The following is a 17,700-nucleotide window of genomic DNA, read 5'->3' as shown; positions in this document are numbered from 1 at the left end:
ATCAGACGGCCAGGACGGCGAGCTTCTCCAGCGAGGCCGCGATTTCCTTGTTGGAAGCGCGCTCGATGGCACCACCGATGGCACCGACCATCATCTGGCTGATGAACTCGGCGGCGACGGTCACGATGGAAGCGTCCGCACCCTTGGGTTCGACCTGCAGGCTGAAGCTGATCTTCGCGCCGGCCATGCCGGTTCCGGAGAATGTCGTGGTGTTCGGGGCGTCGTATTCGTCGACGTTGAAGTCGATGGTGTTGGCCATACCCATGATGGTGAGCACCTCGCTCATGGTCGCGCCCTGCGAGAGGGTCGCCGGCGGCGCCGTCTTCCACTTGGTGTGCAGGGTCAGCCACTCTTCGAACCGGGCCGGGTCGGACAGGATCGCCCACACCTTTTCCTGCGGCGCAGCGATTTCCAGGGAACCTTTTGCGTTTGCCATTTCTAACTACTCCTTTTCTTGTACTGAATGTGTTGCGGGATAACCGGTATCAGCGGTCGGCTGACTTGTAGGCGGTGACGACGGCTGACCCGCCCAAACCGATGTTGTGCTGCAGGGCGACACCCGACTTACGGGCTGCGCCCTCCACCTGACGCTTGTCGGCGGTACCGCGCAGCTGCCAGGTCAGTTCGGCGCACTGCGCCAGGCCGGTGGCACCCAGAGGGTGCCCCTTCGAGATCAGTCCACCCGACGGGTTGACCACCCAACGGCCGCCATAGGTGGTGTCGCCGTTGTCGACCAGCTTGTGTCCCTCGCCCTCAGCCGCCAGGCCCAGTGCCTCATAGGTGAGCAGCTCGTTCGGGGCGAAGCAGTCGTGCAGCTCGATCACATCGATGTCGTCGGGCGTGATCTGGGCCTGCTCATAGACCCGGTTCGCCGCGGTCCGACTCATATCGGCACCGACGAGGGTCGCCATGCTCTTGCTCTCGAACGTCCCGGGGGTATCCGTGACGAGGGCCTGTCCGACGATTTCCACTGCTTGAGACGCCAAGCCGTGCTTGTCGACGAATGCCTCACTGACGACGATTGCCGCACCCGAACCGTCGGAGGTCGGCGAGCACATCGGACGGGTGAGCTGGCCCGGGGCGTAGATCATCTTCGCGTCGATGATCTGCTGCTCGGTGTACACGTCCTGGAACTGCGAGTACGGGTTGTGCACGGAGTGGGCATGGTTCTTGACCGCGATCCGAGCGAAGTGCTCCGGGGTCGAGCCGTACTTCTGGTTGTGCTCGACACCGGCAGCGCCGAACATCCACGGCGCGACCGGGAATGCGAACTCCTGCAGTTCGGCCATCGCCTCCATGTGCTTCTGCATCGGCTGCTCGCGGTCGTCGTACGTCGAACCGAGCGAGCCCGGCTGCATCTTCTCGAACCCGATGGCCAGCGTGCAGTCCGCCAGCCCACCGCGAATCGCTTGTGCGGCAAGGAACAATGCACTCGATCCCGTCGAACAGTTGCTGTTGACGTTGAACACGGGAATCCCGGTCAGACCGAGGCTGTACACCGCTCGGTGACCCGAGCACGACTCGCCGTAGCAGAATCCCGCGTACGCCTGCTCGACCAGGTCGTAGGCGATACCGGCGTCCTCGAGGGCCTTCGTACCGGACTCCTGTGCCATTGCCGGATAGTCCCAGCCTTCGCGGCGCCCGGGCTTCTCGAACTTTGTCAAGCCGACGCCGACCACAAATACCCTGTTGCTCATAGCTTTTACCTTCCTAGGAGATTTCGGCGAGGCCGTCGGTGATCACGAACTTGCCGGCCTTCTCATCGCCGGCGGTCTCGAACGCGTAGCTACCGCCACCGGTGTTCCAGAACGTGGTGGTGATGGTTTCGTTCGGCAACGCGGGCTTGCTGAGCCGGACCGCGAGCCGCTTCAACCGGGTGGGGTCCTCGGGGCTCACCTGTGAGAGCAGCGCGTGCGAGGTGAACGCGATGGTGCACAGACCGTGAATGATGATGCCCGGCAACCCCATTGCCTTGGCGAAGTCGTCGTCCAGGTGGATCGGCATCGGGTCACCGGCGGGATCGCTGTAGCGGAACGTCTGATCCTCGTCGAATGTCTGCACCGAGGTGAACGCCGGCTCGCTATCACGCAGGGCCGCGTCGAAGGTGTGCTCCGGGCTCTTCTCACCGAAGGACCCTTCGAATCTGCCGCCACGGAAGAATCCGATGAAGTACTGCTCGTTCACCAGTTCGTCGTTGGAGTCCCGCGTTTCGAGCAATGTCGTGACGACGACACCGGACTCTTTGCCCTCGATACCGACCGGCTTCGCGCGCACGGTGAGGACCTCACCGGGCACGATCGGGCGGTGAAAACGGAAGTCGTGCTCGCCGTGCAGGATCCGCAACATCAAGTCGTCCGGCACCACGCTCATCGTCGCGTCGGCCATGATCGCGGTGACCGGGACGACCGCGAACACCGGCGGTGCGTAGGTGCCGTCCAGATGTGCGGCAATCGGGTCGTTGGTGGCTTTCGCGTAGGCGATGGTTTGAAGTCGCTCGACCTTGAATTCCTGCTCGTCGGTCCACTGATCGAGACGGTCGAGGTGGAAACCTTCGTTGGCAGCCATGCACGCTCCTTGCGCATCGTCGGGCAATCTGGTTTTGACGCTACGGTCGCGCGGCCTGCCCGACGATGACCGAACTTCTCGGGTTCTTGACCGAACCGCTCGTCGCGACGCGGCCGCTCCCCTGGTTCCTTCGCACGCCCCTCCGGAGTAGCTTCGGCACGTGCCTCCCGCCGACGCGACCACCGCCTACACGATCCCGATTCAGCGGGTGCAAGCGTTTGTGGGTCTCGCCATGCACTGGGGCTGGGATATCGAGGCCATGTTGGGTTCAGCGGGTATCTCACCGATGCTGCTTGCCGAGGGCCGCTCCCGCGTCACCACCGAGCAGGCAAGCGTGCTCTTTCGCCGGCTGTGGCGCGAAACCGACGACGAGCTGCTCGGACTCGGGGTGAGTCCGGTGCCCCGCGGCACCTTTCGGCTGCTGTGCTTCGCGATCGTCAACACGCCGGATCTGGGTGCGGCACTGCGGCGGTTCGAAGATTTCAATCGGGCAGTACCGGGCACTCCGCCCGTCACGATCACGGTCGACGGTGACACGGCCCGGCTGTCAATCGATATCGCCGCGATCCAGCGGCCGGTCGACCTGCTGATCGACACCCTGCTGGCCGTGACCCATCGTTTTATTGGTTGGGCCGTCGGCAAACGGATACCGCTGCGGCAGGTCGAAGTGCCGTACGACCGGCGTCCGGAGGTCGACGACTATGACCTCATCTTCGGTGCGCCCGTGGTGTTTTCGGCAGCGCAGCCGGCGCTGGTGTTCGACAGCGCCAGACTGTCCGCGCCGATCGTTCGCGACGACGCTTCGCTGGATATTTTCCTGCGCGGCGCGCCGGCCAGCGTGCTGGCCTACCGAAGTCATACGACGTCGACCGCGAACCAGGTAAGACGCCTGCTCGAACGAGGCCTGTCCGGCGATTGGCTCAGCGCTGACCAGGTCGCGGCGGAACTCGCGATGAGTCCGCAGACGCTGCGGCGCAAGCTCCACGAGGAGAACACGTCGCCGCGTGAAATCAAGGAGCAGATTCTGCGCGATGCGGCGATCGCGAGCCTGGTGCGCGGCGACGAGACCGTCGCCGCGCTTTCCCGTCGGCTCGGATTCTCCGAACCGAGTGCCTTCTCCCGGGCGTTCCGCCGTTGGACCGGCAGCCCGCCCGGGTCCTACCAGAGCTAGCCGAGCAGCCGTTCTATCTGGCTGTCGGGAAACATCCAGTCGGCCAACATCTTTCGCACCGTCGATTGATCCGCTGTGGGCGGTTCCGGGTGCGCGGCCGGGGTACGGCTGAAGCGCGGCGCCGGCGCGGGCTGGCGCACCCCATTGACCTCGATGAAGGCCTCGCGAGTCTGGTTGTGCGCATGCTCGTGCGCCTCCCAGGGGCTGAGCACCGGGGTCACACACGCATCAGAGTCGGCGAACACGGCAGCCCACTCGTCGCGGGTGCGCTCCTTGAACTTGGCTCCGATGACCTCTTTGAGCTGCGGCCAGCCCGTCGGGTCCAGCTGGAACGGCAGTTCGGGATCGTCGATGCCGAGTGCCGCCAAAAGCTGCATGTAGAACGGGAATTCGACACAGCCGACGGCGACGTACCGGCCGTCGGCGCATTCGTAAGTGTCGTAGAACGGTGCCCCGCCGTCGAGTGCGTTCATACCGCGGGGCTCATTCCACAGCCCTGCAGCATGCATTCCGTGCATGAATGCGGTGTACAGGGCCGCACCGTCGACCATGGCCGCGTCGATGACCTGGCCCTTCCCGGACCGTTCGCGTTCGTACAGCGCGGCGAGGACTCCCATGGCCAGCAGCATGCCGCCGCCGGCGAAGTCGCCGATGATGTTGCCGGGCGGCACCGGGCGTTCACCGGGGCGGCCGATCAGATCGAGGGTGCCGGTCAGGGCGATGTAGTTGATGTCATGGCCCGCGGTGCTGGCCAGCGGACCCTGCTGACCCCAGCCGGTCATCCGGCCGTAAATCAGCCGCGGATTGTGCTTTTCGAGATCTGCGGGCCCGATACCCAGTCGTTCGGCCACACCGGGACGGAACCCCTCGACGAAGACGTCCGCCTTCTCGACGAGTGCGAACAGCGTTCGCAGATCGTCGCCGTCCTTCAGATTCAGCTTGACGTTGCGCTTGCCCCGATCGAGCGGACCATCCGGTGGAGTGAGTCCGTCACCCGGCGCGCCGGCCCGCTCGACGCGTAACACGTCCGCGCCGAGATCTGCCAGCACCATGCAGCCGAACGGCGCCGGCGCCAGGCTGGCGATCTCGATGACCTTGACGCCCGAAAGTGGCCCCGTCACAGTGACTTCGCAATGATCGTCTTCATGATCTCGTTGGTGCCGCCGTACACCTTCTGGATGCGCGCATCGGCGTACAACTTCGAGATCGGGTACTCCTGCATGTAGCCGTAGCCACCGAACAACTGCAGGCACTCGTCGGCGACCCGGCACTGCTGTTCGGTCAGCCACCATTTCGCCTTCGCGGCCGTCGGCACATCCAGTTCGCCGGCGAGGTGCTTGACCAGGCATTCGTCCAGGAAGCTCCAGGCGACGGACTTGACAGTGTCGCTTTCGGCGAGCACGAACTGCGTGTTCTGGAACTTGAAGATCGGGCGGCCGAACGCCTCACGCTCCTTGGTGTAGGTCAGCGTCACGTCGACGGTCTTCTCGATCGACGCAGCCGCGATGACCGCCAGCACCAATCGCTCCTGCGGCAGCTGCTGCATCAACTGGATGAAGCCGAGGCCTTCGACACCGCCCAGCAGATTGGCCTGCGGGACCCGCACGTCGTCGAAGAACAGCTCACAGGTGTCCTGGCCGTGCTGGCCGATCTTCTCCAGATTGCGGCCGCGCCGGAAGCCTTCGCGGTCGGCCTCGACCAGGATCAGCGAAACACTGTCCGCTCCACGGCCTTCCGGATTCGTCTTCGCGGCCACCACGATAAGGTCCGCGGTCTGGCCGTTCGAGATGAACGTCTTCGCGCCGCTGATCACATAGTCGTCGCCGTCCTTGACCGCCTTGGTCTTGATCGACTGCAGATCGGAGCCGGTGCCGGGCTCGGTCATCGCGATTGCGCTGACGACCTCCCCTGAGGCCATCTTCGGCAACCACGTGGTCTTCTGTTCCTCAGTGCCGTACGAGCTGAGGCAATGCGCGATGATCGCGCTGTGCAGCACCCCGCCGAAACTCGGTGCCATCGAACGGATCTGCTCGATCGCGACAACGGCCTCGTGCGCGAACGTACCGCCACCGCCGCCGTACTCCTCGGGGATACTCAAACACAACAGGCCGAGTTCGCCCGCCTTGAGCCAGACATCGCGATCGACATGCTGCTGCTGACCCCAACGCTCCTCGTTCGGAACGCACTCCTTCTCGAAGAACCGGCGCGCCAGATCGGCAAGCGCGTCAAGGTCCTTGTCCATCCAGGATGAGCGATGCAACACCACAGCAGAACTCCTTCGTTCACAGTCGGTTGCACGGAACGCTACGGCGACCGACCGGCGGTGCCCATGACTCAACCGACCACAACCGTGACCGAACTGCTCGCGGCCGCAACGAATCCGCCGCACAGACGTCAGAAGACCCCCGAGACGACCGCGACGATCCAGAATGTACGAGTGACCACACTCTCGGGCGCCAACAGATTCTGGATCAGCTTGACCGCCGGGCTCATTGTCGGCGCCGCGATCGGGGTGCTGACAGATCGTTGGCCGGTGGGCCTCCTGGCCGTCGTGATCGCCACCGCAGCGGGCTACGTGATCTGGGCGCTCGCAGTGCTATGGCGCATGGATCCCGAGCGGACGCGGGCACACGCGGGCGAGGCCGATGTTGATGATGAGGTCGGCGACCTCGTGCTGCTCCTCATCCTGACCGCGAGCCTGACCGCCATCGGAATACTCCTGTGGTCCGCCAACGATGCCGACAAGGCCTCGTACGCGGGCCTGTCTCTGGCGGCGATACTCGCCGCCTGGGCCTCGCTCCACACCATGTACACGGCGCGCTACGCCCGGCTGTACTACGACGGCGACCCTGGCGGCATCGATTTCAACAACCGGGATGTCGATCCGCAGTACAGCGACTTCTACTACTTCTCGTTCAACCTCGGGATGACCTACCAGGTGTCCGATACCGACGTGACGACCTCGCAGATCCGGGCAGAAGTGCTCCGGCATTGCCTGTTCAGTTACATCTACGGCACCGTCATCATCGCGTGCACGATCAATCTCGTCATCAACCTGGTCGGGTGATTGTCTTGCTGCGGCTTTGGCCAGCGGCGGACGATTCAGTTGAGTAGTCTGCCGCCTGTGCCCCGTCGGCCGTATCTGACCATCGATCTCGAGACAGTACGCAACAACGCGCTCGGCCTCCGTGCCGCGCTGCCCACAGCCGAGATTCGTTACGCGGTGAAAGCCAACCCGGCTGCGCCAATTCTGCGACTGCTCGCGAGCCTGGACTGCAGCTTCGATGTCGCGTCGGTCGGTGAAGTCGACCTGTGCGCCGCGGCCGGCGCCGACGCCGCCCTGATGACGTTCGGCAATCCGATCAAGAAGCCCGCGGAGGTGGCGTACGCGTATTCCGTGGGAGTACGCAGGTTCACATTCGATACCGCGAACGGGCTGGCGGCCATCGCCGAGAACGCACCGGGGTCGAGCGTCGAATGCCGCATCGCGCCGGCGTTCCCGTCGTCGGTGACGCCCTTCGGGCACAAATTCGGATGCTCGCCCGAGGATGCGATCGCGTTGTTGACACAGGCTCGGCGGCTCGGCTTGCACGCGGACGGCGTGGCGTTCCACGTCGGCTCGCAGCAGCTCGACCCGGACGCCTGGGAAATCGGTATTCGTTGCGCACGTGGAATTTTCGGTGCACTGCCTGGCTTGGCGACGCTCAACCTGGGCGGCGGCATCCCGGTCTCGTACGATTCGCACGTGCCCCACGTCGGGGTTGTGGGCGACGCAATCGCCGGTGCGCTGCGCCGGCATTTCCCGGTACTCCCCCAGCTCGCCATCGAGCCGGGACGCGCGATCGTCGGCTCGGCGGGCACGCTCTCCTGCGAGGTGGTGACGGTACGGCTGGGCACCGACGGTCGCCGTTGGGTGTATCTGGACATCGGCCGCTACGGCGGCCTGGCGGAAACCGAGAACGAGTACATCCGCTACCGATTGCGCACCAGCCGTGACAGCGACCCCGTGGACGACGCCGTCGTCGCGGGGCCGACGTGCGATGGTGACGACGTGCTGTATCAGCGGTATCCGCTGCCGGTGACGCTGCAGGCCGGCGACCTGGTCGAGATCGACGCGGCCGGCGCCTATACCGCGAGCTATTCGTCGATGTTCAACGGGTTTTCCCCTCTGTCAACGCAATTCGTGGAGATCGAAGATGCAGTCACAACCAGGTAGCAGCTTCTCAGGCTGTCACGTGCTGGCCGAGTTCACCGGCGTCGACCCCGGACTCGCGAACGACCGGGTGCGGTTGCGCAACCTCCTGCGCAACGCGCTCGACCGCGCCGGGGCCACCGTTTGCGACATGGTGGATAAGCGTTTCGAACCGCACGGGGTGACGGTGTTGGCGTTGCTGGCGGAGTCGCACGCGTCGATTCACAGCTATCCGGAGCGCGGCGCGATGTTCGTCGACGTCTTCACCTGCGGTGAGTCCGCCGACGCCGAGCACGCGGTCCGGCTGCTGCGGCAGGCTGTGGGTGCTTCAGATGCCCACGTCCAGACCGTGTTTCGCGGAGCAGGCAGGCAGGTCATCGAGCCGATGGCGCCCGGGATCACCCGCACCTGGCATTTGTCGGAGGTGCTCTGCGACGTCCACACCGAGTTCCAGCATTTGGTGATCGGCCGTACGGAGCAAGGGATTTCCTTGTTCAGCGACTCGGATCGCCAAAGCACCGAGTTCAGCCAGCTCGTCTACCACGAGGCACTGATGGTGCCGCCGATGCTCTTGGCCGACAAGGTCGATCGCGTGCTGATCATCGGGTCCGGCGAGGGCGTGGCCAGCCAGCTGGCCGTCGAGGCCGGCGCCGTACACGTCGATCACGTCGATATCGACCGCGAAGCCGTCCGGCTCTGCGCCGAACATCTGCCCTACGGCTACACACCCGGTGAATTGGCAAGGGCGGAAGCCGGACTCGGCCCCGTCACGGTGCACTACACCGACGGATACGAGTTCGTCGCCACCCACACTGGGCCTCGCTACGACGTCGTCGTCATCGACCTGCCCGACGAGCGGACCGAGCCCGCCCAGCACAACCGGCTCTACGGCGCCGACTTCATGAAGTTGTGCGGCGACATCGGCGCCGTCGTCGTCGGCCAGGCGGGCTGCCCCACGCTGTGGCGCAACGACACGCTGATCAGATCGTGGGAGCGCTTTGGCGAAACCTTCGGCACCGTCGTCTATTTCGGCAGCGACGAGCACGAGTGGGCTTTCCTGTCGGGAACCACCGGGATACTCGAGAGCCCGCTGGCCACGATGACAGCGCGGCTGGAGACGCTGCCGTACCGTTGTCAGACGATCGACGCGGCAGCGCTCGCAGCGGCGACGACTCCGCCGATGTCATTGCGGGAGAATCGGATCGGCATGGGAGCTGGGGCGCCACCGTACGCCGACTAGAGTCGGCGCCATGCGACTCGCTGCAACCACGTTGGCCTTGGCAGGTGCGCTCACGCTGCTCGGACCGATACCATCCGCGTCCGCCGATGCGGCGAGCCCCTTCGATGTTTCTGATCCAGCGGTCGGCCGGCTTGATCCGGCCTTGTTGGCGGCGGTCCAGCATGCGACGACCGCGGCGGCCGCGGAGGGGATCCCCATGACGATCACCTCCGGCTGGCGCTCTCCAGAGTTCCAGCAGCAATTGCTCGACGACGCGATCCAGACCTACGGCAGTTACAACGCTGCGCGGCAGTACGTCCAGACGCCGCAGCAGTCCAAGCATGTCAGCGGCCAGGCCGTCGACATCGGCGGCCAGAGCGCCGACAAGTGGCTGATCGCCAATGGTGGGCGCTTCGGCTTGTGTCAGATCTACGCCAACGAACTCTGGCATTTCGAGCTGGCCACCGATGCCCACGGGGACTGCCCTCCGTTGCTACCCAACGCCGCCAGCTGATCCGCTGCTCGATTCCGGCGTCGTGGTGGCTGCAGGTGTCCGCGCGCCGGTAAGGCCAAGTGCCACAGTGATTTCCAACACGTTGTCTGGATCGTCGAGGCGGTCGCCGTAGAAGTCGCGCAGCTGCGTCATGCGGTAACGGACCGTCTGCGGGTGCACGAACAGCGACTCGGCGACGGCGTCGCGGCGGCCGAGGTGCAGGACCCAGGCCCGCAGCGTTTCCTCGAGTCGTTCGGCCGTACTGGGACGCAACCCGGCGAGCGGCGCCAGCACGCGCCGACGCAGATCGTCGACGGCATCGTGGTCGGCACTGAGCACCAGGTCGACGAGGTGCTCTTCGGTGTCGACGACACCGGAGCCACCTGCCACCAAGGCACGGGTGCGCATCGCGCGCAGGTAGGAGGATTTCACCTGCCACCATTGACGCGAGGGGCCGACGATCACGCGGCTGCCGGTCATGGCGTCGAGGACCCGCCGACGCTGCTGACCATCGGCGTCGGGTACGAGCACCACGGCCAGCGATTCGCCGGCAACCACCTCAGACACGTCAACACTCGTGTGGAGGGTTTCTTGAGTGAAAAGGACTGACAGCTTCCGTGTTTCAACCTCGGGCAGCAGCACGGCGCTCAGAGTCTTCGGCGGCTTCCAGTCTGCCTGCTCGGCACTGGCGAGCAGCTGGTTCATCGGCGCTCCCGCCAACAATTCGGCGGCGAGCCGATCGAGGTGGCGTTGCCGGACCCGGCCGGCGGCGGCGAGTTCATCGGCGTGGCCCGACACGCTGGCCGCCGACAGTTCGTCGATGAACGCGAACACCATTTCGGCGAACCGCGCAGTGGTCGCCGCCGAGAGACCTGCCGCGACAGCGGTGGCCGAAAGCTCTCGCCACGCCACTCGAGCGCCGACCCGGTAGGCCGACAGCAGTGCGTCGATCGACCGGCCGGTGCGGGCCTCTCCCCGACCCAGGTCGTAGGCACCGTCGAGCGCCGGAGACAGCCTCGGCCCCGGATCGGTGCCGTGGGACCGGGTGGTCAGACGCAGGAAGGCACCCAGCGCCAGCTGCACCGCGTTCTCGATGGTCTGCCCCATCGGACCGCTGAACGCGTCGGTGTAGCTCGGCACCTCGGCGGTGACTGCCGCGACGGTCCGCTCAGCCATCTGAGGCAACACCCCTTCGAGTGCCCGGACTATCTCCTCGTCGAGGTCCAGGCCACTGAATCGGGCAGCGGGATCCGTCATAACTGTTCTTTCCGAACAAATTGCTCCGGATCTATCACCCTCACAGCATAGGACTTTGTATCCGCTGCTCATGGAAGCTAAGAGCATGACCACGACATCAGTTCGCCCGACCGCCGCAGGATTGCGCCGGCGTGTGCTCGAGCTGGCCGAGCGGATCACCACCCCACTGCTGCCCGGCGACTACCTCGACCTCGTCGCACCCCTGCGTTCCGGAGCTCCGCTGCGCGGCCGGATCACCGCTGTTCATCCCGAGACGCGCGACTGCGTCACCGTGATGATCAAGCCTGGCAGCGGATGGCAGTCACACATCCCCGGCCAGTACGTCCGCATCGGCATCGACGTCTACGGGGTACGCCAGTGGCGTACCTACTCGCTGACCTCGCACACCGATCGCCGCGATGGACACATCGCGATCACCGTCAAAGCCATCGCGGGCGGAACAGTCAGCAACCATCTGGTGCATCGCGCCACGGTCGGCACGCTGGTTCACCTCGACCAGGCGGCCGGCGACTTCGTCCTTCCCGCCGCCGCGCCGGACAAGCTGTTGTTCGTCGCTGCCGGCAGCGGCATCACGCCGATCATGGGCATCCTGCGCAACCTCGCCGAGCGGACGGACACCGACACGGTGGTCGTGCACTGCGCACCCACGCCCGACGACATGATCTTCGCCGGCGAGCTGCGCCAACTGGCCGCGCGTGGCCGAATCCAACTGATCGAGGTCCACACCGCCACCGACGGCCGGCTCGACATGAAGCGCCTGCAGGAACTGGTCGGCGACCTCACCGGCCGGCACACCTGGGCGTGCGGACCTGCCGGGCTACTCGATGCGCTGCAACAGCATTGGACCGAGCACGGCGTGGCCGACCGGTTGCACACCGAACGGTTCCGCGCCGAAATCCTCACGACCGGCGACGGCGGCACCGTGACATTCACCAAGAGCGGCACCACTACCGAGGCCGCCGGCGATCAGACGCTGCTCGACACCGGAGAGGCCGCCGGCGTCCTGATGCCCTCGGGCTGCCGAATGGGCGTGTGCTTCGGCTGTGTCGTCCCCCTGCGCCGCGGAGCAGTGCGCGACGTGCGCACAGGCGACCTCACCACCGCCGCCGAAGGCGATGGCGTCGTGATCCAAACCTGCATCAGCGCAGCCGCCGGCGCCTGCGATATCGACATCTGATCGAAAACTGCCTTCACACAAGGAGTTACGCCATGACCGCCATGCAACGCAAAGCCAAGAACCCTGTCGCCCACCTCTCCGAGGCCGACATCGAGAACATCGGCATCGAACTCGACGCGATCCGCGCCGACGTCATCGCCAACCGCGGCGAACAAGACGCCGCCTACATCCGCAAAGTCATCGCCGGCCAGCGCAAGCTCGAGTTGACCAGCCGCGCCGTGCTGTTGTTCTCGCTGTTCCCGCCGGCATGGATCGCCGGCACCGCCGGGCTCGCCGTGTCGAAGATCATCGACAACATGGAAATCGGCCACAACGTGATGCACGGCCAGTGGGACTGGATGCGCGACCCGAAGATTCACTCCACGACGTGGGAATGGGACAGCGCATCGCCCGCCGAGATGTGGAAGCACTCCCACAACGAGCTGCACCACACGTACACCAACGTGCTCGGCAAGGACCAGGACCTCGGCTACGGCATCATGCGCGTCGACGAAGATCAGCGGTGGAGCCCCTTCTACCTGATGCAGCCGCTGACCAACTTCATCAACGCCTGCTTCTTCCAGTACGGCATCGCCGCGTACGACCTGCAGATCGGCCGTTACCTCAAGGGCAAGACCGACAAGGAACAGTTCCGCCGTCAAGGCGAGGAAGTGCTCGCCAAGACCGGCCGGCAGGCGCTGAAAGACTATGTCCTGCACCCGCTGCTGTCCGGGCCGTCGGCGCTCACCACGCTCACCGCGAATCTGACGGCCAACCTCATCCGCAATCTGTGGACCCACTCCGTCATCATGTGCGGGCACTTCCCCGAAGGTGTTGAGACGTACGAGAAGACGTCGATCGACGGCGAGACCCGCGGCCAGTGGTACCTGCGGCAGATGCTCGGCTCGGCCAACATCTCCGGCGGGCAGTGGATGCATTTCATGACCGGCAACCTGTCGTTCCAGATCGAGCACCACCTGTTCCCCGATCTGCCCAGTAATCGCTATCAGGAGATCGCGCCGAAGGTCGAGGCACTGTTCAAGCGCTACGACCTGACCTATGTCAGTGGCTCGCTGCCGCGACAGGTTGGGTCGGCGTGGAAGAAGGTCTTCCGCCTCTCCCTGCCCAACCGATTCGCGACGATGCGCTTGCCGCGCCTCCGGCAGCGGCGGGCACCGGCAGCCATGCCGGAGCTGGCAGCGGCAGCCGCCTAATTCTGTTGTTACCGTGAGCTATTCACGTCATCAGTGAGTGCCTGGGCTTCCTCGTAGGACATCGCGGCGGGAGTCCGGGCGCCGGTGGCGTATGCCGTCGCCGCTGACGCGGCCTGCGTGATGGCGACGCGGAACGGCAGTGACCCGGTGCTCACGCGTCGCACGCCGAGTTCCCGGAGCCGCTGGAAGGGCAGCTGGGCGAGCAGGTTGAGCGGAGTCTCCCCGAGGATGGCGACGAGCTGCTCGATCTCGCGTTCATCGCGCAAACCCGGCACGAATACGCCGTCCGCTCCGGCGTCGACGTAGGCCATTGCCCGTCGGGTGGTGTCGTCCGTCGGCAGCTGGAGCCAGTACGTGTCAACGCGGGCATTGATGAACAGTTGCGGCGTGGCAGCCCTGAACGCCGCGATCAGTGCGCACTGCTCGTCGACTGCGGCGAGGTGATCTCCGCGAGCGTCCTCGATGTTGACCCCCGCGATCCCGATCGCAGTCAGCTCCGCCGCCAATTCCGCCGGATCCATGCCGAAGCCGGCCTCGATATCGACCGTCACCGGAACCGGAAGACGAGCCAATGTTCTTGCCAGGGCCAAGGTTTCCGGCCCGGTGACGCCGGCCGCATCGGGGAGTCCGTGGGAAGCGGCGACGCCGAGACTGGTTGTGCCGACAGCCCTGAATCCCGCCCGGACGAACACCGCCGCGGAAGCGAAGTCCCACGCGTTCGGTAGCAGAAGCGGTTCGTCGGCGTGGTGCAGGTGCTTGAACTGCACAGCCAGCGGCAGAGAGCTGGCCGCGGCGACGGCAGACTGGTCCATGGGTCCATCGTGCCAGCCACCAAATGACCGTCCGCTAAGTCAGCACGGAATGATGTAACCCGGATCGGTGGCCGAATCCAGCCACTTTCCATAAGCAATTCCGCCCACGGCGCGCACCCGGGCACACGCCTGACTTTGTGTAGTCCCCCCGGGTGCGTACACGGCGTAGATCGGATTCCCAGCGTCAGTCGCCTGTCGAAGAGATGGGCACGACATATCTGTTCGCAGGTAGCCCGCGCCTGGATTGGCATCCAGAAGCCGCTGCACGCCTTGTTCGTATTCTCCGGGAGTAGTCACCGAACCCAGAATCACGATGGCCTGACCGTTGCACCGTGGTGAAGTCATCGGCGTCGCCAAACCGAGATCACCAGTGGGAACCGGCTGAGAGCGCGGCAATTGCGGTGCGCTAGTTGCGGGCGGTAGACCGGGGTGCGTCACGGTCACAGCAGGGGCTGTCATAGTCACCGTTTCAGCCATGGTTCGCTCGTCGGCCGCGCCTGAAGCCGCACTAGTTGTCGACGTCGACGGCTGGCTAGAGGAGGTGCCCCCTAACCGAGCACCAAAGAACGCGACCAACCCGACGGCAACGAGAAGTGCAGCCGCGCCGGCGAACAGCGCCGTCCGGCGGCTCGCGCTTTGGCGTGGTGCCGTGGCCTGATTCTGTTGCGCCCCGATCGAGGAGGCTGACACCGGTGTCGCGAGTTGGGTTGCTGCGGACGAACTAACTGTGCCCACACTTGAGCGAGCGAACGCCGTCGCGAATTCCCTGCATGTACCAAACCGCTGACCCGGTTCCTTCGACATCGCCTTCACCAGGGCCTCTTCCATGCCGACCAGGTCGGGGCGCACCGATGTCAAGGTCGGTGGAACGGAAGACAGATGGCTGCCAATTACGACGGCCGGGTTGGAATGAACAAACGGCGGCGCACCGGTCAAAAGGTGGAATGCCGTGCACGCCAGCGCATATTGATCGGACCGGCCGTCCACTGCGCCACCGGTGAGCTGCTCAGGGGCCGCGTAGTCCACAGAGCCGACAGTCATGTTCGTTGCGGTGAGTCCACCAGTGTCATGAATACCTCTAGCGATGCCAAAGTCGGCCAGCAAAATTCGTCGGTCTGCCGCACGAGGGTCGGTCATCAAGATGTTGGAGGGCTTTACGTCACGATGCAGCAGGTACCGCTCATGGGCGTAGTCGAGGGCATCTGCGATCGCAGACACGATGTCCACCACCTCTTTTGGTGGCATCCCGTGGGGATAGCGTTCTCGCAATAATTGCGCCGCGTCAGTGCCGTCGACGTAATCCATCGCAATCCACAGCTGACCGTCCTGTTCACCTCGATCGTGGACGGCGACGATATGCGAATGCCACAAGGACGCGGCGATGTCAGCCTCGCGGGCGAAGCGCTGCCGGTATTCGCCATCAGAACTGACTGCGACAGGAAGAACTTTCAACGCTTCGCGCCGGGGCAACCGGGGATGCTGGGCGAGATACACCTCGCCCATTCCGCCCGACCCCAGGAGGCGGACGATCGTGTAGCCAGCGAATACTTCCCCCTCAGCGACCGGCATGCCGGCATCCTATCGAGCGAGTCCCCGACCATTCGCGAAATTGATGTCGGCACCGTCGGGCCTACGTAGGGTGTGCGACATGAACCTGCCGACCGCCGATGCAGTCGGTGGCAGGGTGACCCGCAGGCAGGCGCTTCGTTGGATCGGTGGTGCAGGACTCGCTGCCACACTCGATGCTTGCGGCAACAACCCAACAGTGGTCACCGGTACAGCCGCGTCCTCTGCCGCGAGTACGCAAGCGCGACCACCCGCATCGGTTTCGCCAGGCGGACCGGTAGTGAAGCCGACGCCCGCGGCGTGGCTGTGTCGCGATTCGTGGGGAGCTCGACCTGCGCGACCTGGCGGCCTGCCGCATACCGTGAGCCGACTGACACTTCATCACAGCGGCGTCGTTCTAGGTGATAACACCCATGCACCGTCGCGCCTGCGTCAACACCAGCGCTATCACCAGGACAGCCACGGCTGGATCGACATCGCCTACCACGTTAGCGTCGACCGCAACGGACACATCTACGAGCTTCGGGCGCCGCAGCTCGCGGGCGACACTGCGACCGACTACGACACGACCGGACACTTCCTGGTTGTCTGCGAGGGTGACTTCGACAAAGAACCTCTCACCGAGGCCCAGATCGCCAGCACTGCAATGGCGTTCGCATGGGCCGCACAGACATTCGGCGCTGCTCCGAGCACCTTGGCGGGACATCGCGACCTCGCGTCGACCGCATGTCCGGGCGCGAACCTCTACGCGCACCTAGCCTCCGGCGATCTCATGCAGCGGATCAACGATCTCGTCACTGCTGGCGGTGTTGACCTACATCGGGTGTGCGGACCGGAGGCCGGAGAAATCGTCGCTGCTATCGAATCTGGTCAACGCTGAGGTGGTCTTCGGCCGGCTGGCGACGTCCATCAACTACTCGAGTTTCGCGGCCACGGATGGCGCGCGCCCGATCTTCGGCATAGAAGGTCGCCATACCTCATGCTCGCGTCGTTGCCGCGCTGAATGCGGGCCGGTTACTGGCGCCTATGCCGCGGATTGCAGTCACTATATGACCGCAATCCGCGGCGTAACCGCCTTCAGGAAGCAGCGTCGCCGCCGACGGTGACTGTGCGGGCCATGACTTCGAGCGGCCCGCCGCACCTCAACCGACGTGTCCGCCCAGCGAAGCCGTGATCAGCGCGGGTGGGGCGTAGGACGCGAACAAGTTGGCCCGCTCTTGGACGGTCAAATTCCGTCGGGCCCACAGCCGCCGAAATCCCCGACGAGACAACGCAACCCACGAAGCCAGCAGCGAAGTTGCCGCTGCGTGCTCACTACGCACAACCATGACCATTGAGAATCTCCTTGATGTGCAGTGGAACAGCCGTCGATCAGACCCAGTCGAAACTGTTCAGGGACAGTGATGTTGGTTGGTGGCTTGGGCTGCGCCGAGCCGGTCGTAGACCTGCCACCAGATTGCTTCGTGGGCGCTCGCTGACAATTGGCCGTGATCACGCAGCATGTCCGCGGCCCGGAGCTTGCCCACCAGTACTTTCAGCTCGGCGTACTCCGCTTCGAATTGTTCATCTGGTCGGCCGGCAAACCGGGTGACGCAGCGTGTCCGAATCTGAGCGTGCGATCGTGCAACCCGAGCGAAGAGCGCGGCCCCAACTCCCAGCCACACGACGGTCGGAATGGCGAACTGCATCCAAGATGTCGCAGCGCCAAGCAGCAGAAGGGAAAACAGCCACACGACGGCACCCCACGTCGGCCAGGCCCGCCACGCGCGCAACCACCGGCGCTCCACATTGTCGATGCCCGGTGGGTACACGACCAGCCAATAGCGGGTGACGCCATACCGGGTGGGTGAGACGCTCAACGAACCCCACACGTGATCGCCGTCCAACAGGCGGGTCCACCAATGCGTGGAATCGGGCGCCCAACTGGGCAGCGGCTGGGGCCAGCGATCACCGCCGTCCCCGCAGTGCGGGTTCTCCATGAGTATCCGGTTTACTCGCTCGCCGGAGTGGCGGACGGGATGCTTACGGAATCCGTACGCATCCTGACGGTCGCCA

General features: G+C 64.9%; 17 protein-coding genes. 8 read left to right on the top strand and 9 right to left on the bottom strand.

What is annotated here, in order from left to right:
• Window position 1: 1 nt before the first annotated feature.
• From ACNO8X_RS03580 to ACNO8X_RS03570, 3 genes are read right to left on the bottom strand one after another with little or no spacing between them, the layout of a single operon-like run.
• Entirely contained in the window at window positions 2–436 is a 435-nt protein-coding gene (locus ACNO8X_RS03580) for an SRPBCC family protein (protein WP_418004179.1), read from the bottom strand.
• 49 nt (window positions 437–485) lie between these two features.
• Window positions 486–1,697 carry a lipid-transfer protein gene (locus tag ACNO8X_RS03575; RefSeq protein WP_418004178.1) on the bottom strand — a complete coding sequence of 404 codons (1,212 nt, stop codon included), beginning with the start codon at window positions 1,695–1,697 and terminating at the stop codon, window positions 486–488.
• A gap of 13 nt (window positions 1,698–1,710) precedes the next feature.
• On the bottom strand, window positions 1,711–2,565 hold the full coding sequence (locus ACNO8X_RS03570) for a MaoC/PaaZ C-terminal domain-containing protein (protein ID WP_418004177.1): 855 nt from the start codon (window positions 2,563–2,565) through the stop codon (window positions 1,711–1,713).
• A 160-nt stretch (window positions 2,566–2,725) separates the two neighbouring features.
• Between ACNO8X_RS03570 and ACNO8X_RS03565 the strand changes: the two genes are divergently transcribed.
• Window positions 2,726–3,736 carry an AraC family transcriptional regulator gene (locus ACNO8X_RS03565; protein WP_418004176.1) on the top strand — a complete coding sequence of 337 codons (1,011 nt, stop codon included), beginning with the start codon at window positions 2,726–2,728 and terminating at the stop codon, window positions 3,734–3,736.
• On the opposite strand, the gene ACNO8X_RS03560 is transcribed toward ACNO8X_RS03565, so the two are convergent.
• Complete coding sequence (locus ACNO8X_RS03560) at window positions 3,733–4,857, bottom strand: CaiB/BaiF CoA transferase family protein (RefSeq protein ID WP_418004175.1); 1,125 nt, start codon at window positions 4,855–4,857, stop codon at window positions 3,733–3,735. The genes ACNO8X_RS03565 and ACNO8X_RS03560 overlap by 4 nt on opposite strands.
• The gene (locus tag ACNO8X_RS03555; protein ID WP_418005761.1) at window positions 4,854–5,999 is read right to left on the bottom strand and encodes an acyl-CoA dehydrogenase family protein; all 1,146 of its coding nucleotides are present in this window, start codon (window positions 5,997–5,999) and stop codon (window positions 4,854–4,856) included. The genes ACNO8X_RS03560 and ACNO8X_RS03555 overlap by 4 nt, the downstream gene beginning before the upstream one ends.
• Window positions 6,000–6,173: 174 nt before the next feature.
• Here ACNO8X_RS03555 and ACNO8X_RS03550 point away from each other — a divergent pair, with 174 nt between their 5' ends.
• From ACNO8X_RS03550 to ACNO8X_RS03535, 4 genes are read left to right on the top strand one after another with little or no spacing between them, the layout of a single operon-like run.
• On the top strand, window positions 6,174–6,803 hold the full coding sequence (locus tag ACNO8X_RS03550; RefSeq protein ID WP_418004174.1) for a DUF1345 domain-containing protein: 630 nt from the start codon (window positions 6,174–6,176) through the stop codon (window positions 6,801–6,803).
• Window positions 6,804–6,860: 57 nt separating this feature from the next.
• Window positions 6,861–7,952, top strand: coding sequence for a type III PLP-dependent enzyme (locus ACNO8X_RS03545; RefSeq protein WP_418004173.1), 1,092 nt, complete (start codon window positions 6,861–6,863; stop codon window positions 7,950–7,952).
• The gene (speD, locus tag ACNO8X_RS03540; RefSeq protein WP_418004172.1) at window positions 7,933–9,168 is read left to right on the top strand and encodes an adenosylmethionine decarboxylase; all 1,236 of its coding nucleotides are present in this window, start codon (window positions 7,933–7,935) and stop codon (window positions 9,166–9,168) included. Before ACNO8X_RS03545 ends, speD begins: the two co-directional genes overlap by 20 nt.
• 10 nt (window positions 9,169–9,178) lie before the next feature.
• On the top strand, window positions 9,179–9,661 hold the full coding sequence (locus ACNO8X_RS03535; RefSeq protein WP_418004171.1) for a M15 family metallopeptidase: 483 nt from the start codon (window positions 9,179–9,181) through the stop codon (window positions 9,659–9,661).
• Here ACNO8X_RS03535 and ACNO8X_RS03530 read toward each other — a convergent pair.
• The gene (locus tag ACNO8X_RS03530; RefSeq protein ID WP_418004170.1) at window positions 9,641–10,897 is read right to left on the bottom strand and encodes a PucR family transcriptional regulator; all 1,257 of its coding nucleotides are present in this window, start codon (window positions 10,895–10,897) and stop codon (window positions 9,641–9,643) included. The genes ACNO8X_RS03535 and ACNO8X_RS03530 overlap by 21 nt on opposite strands.
• A gap of 85 nt (window positions 10,898–10,982) precedes the next feature.
• Between ACNO8X_RS03530 and ACNO8X_RS03525 the strand changes: the two genes are divergently transcribed.
• Window positions 10,983–12,074 (top strand): ferredoxin reductase, encoded by a 1,092-nt coding sequence (locus ACNO8X_RS03525; RefSeq protein ID WP_418004169.1) that lies wholly within the window; start codon window positions 10,983–10,985, stop codon window positions 12,072–12,074.
• A 32-nt stretch (window positions 12,075–12,106) separates the two neighbouring features.
• Window positions 12,107–13,267, top strand: coding sequence for a fatty acid desaturase family protein (locus ACNO8X_RS03520; RefSeq protein WP_418004168.1), 1,161 nt, complete (start codon window positions 12,107–12,109; stop codon window positions 13,265–13,267).
• Window positions 13,268–13,275: 8 nt separating this feature from the next.
• On the opposite strand, the gene ACNO8X_RS03515 is transcribed toward ACNO8X_RS03520, so the two are convergent.
• Window positions 13,276–14,079, bottom strand: a complete 804-nt coding sequence (locus ACNO8X_RS03515; RefSeq protein ID WP_418004167.1) for an isocitrate lyase/PEP mutase family protein — start codon at window positions 14,077–14,079, stop codon at window positions 13,276–13,278.
• Between the two features lie 39 nt (window positions 14,080–14,118).
• Window positions 14,119–15,648 carry a serine/threonine-protein kinase gene (locus ACNO8X_RS03510; RefSeq protein ID WP_418004166.1) on the bottom strand — a complete coding sequence of 510 codons (1,530 nt, stop codon included), beginning with the start codon at window positions 15,646–15,648 and terminating at the stop codon, window positions 14,119–14,121.
• 79 nt (window positions 15,649–15,727) lie between these two features.
• On the opposite strand from ACNO8X_RS03510, the gene ACNO8X_RS03505 reads away from it, so the two are divergent.
• Entirely contained in the window at window positions 15,728–16,525 is a 798-nt protein-coding gene (locus ACNO8X_RS03505) for a peptidoglycan recognition family protein (RefSeq protein ID WP_418004165.1), read from the top strand.
• Between the two features lie 511 nt (window positions 16,526–17,036).
• Here the strand turns inward: ACNO8X_RS03505 and ACNO8X_RS03500 are convergent.
• Window positions 17,037–17,624 (bottom strand): DUF6611 family protein, encoded by a 588-nt coding sequence (locus ACNO8X_RS03500; RefSeq protein WP_418004164.1) that lies wholly within the window; start codon window positions 17,622–17,624, stop codon window positions 17,037–17,039.
• Window positions 17,625–17,700 lie beyond the last annotated feature (76 nt).

This window comes from Mycobacterium sp. PDNC021, assembly GCF_048282635.1.
Lineage (GTDB): Bacteria > Actinomycetota > Actinomycetes > Mycobacteriales > Mycobacteriaceae > Mycobacterium > Mycobacterium llatzerense.
Note: the sequence above shows the minus strand (reverse complement) of the source record. Positions and strands in the feature narration are given on the sequence as shown.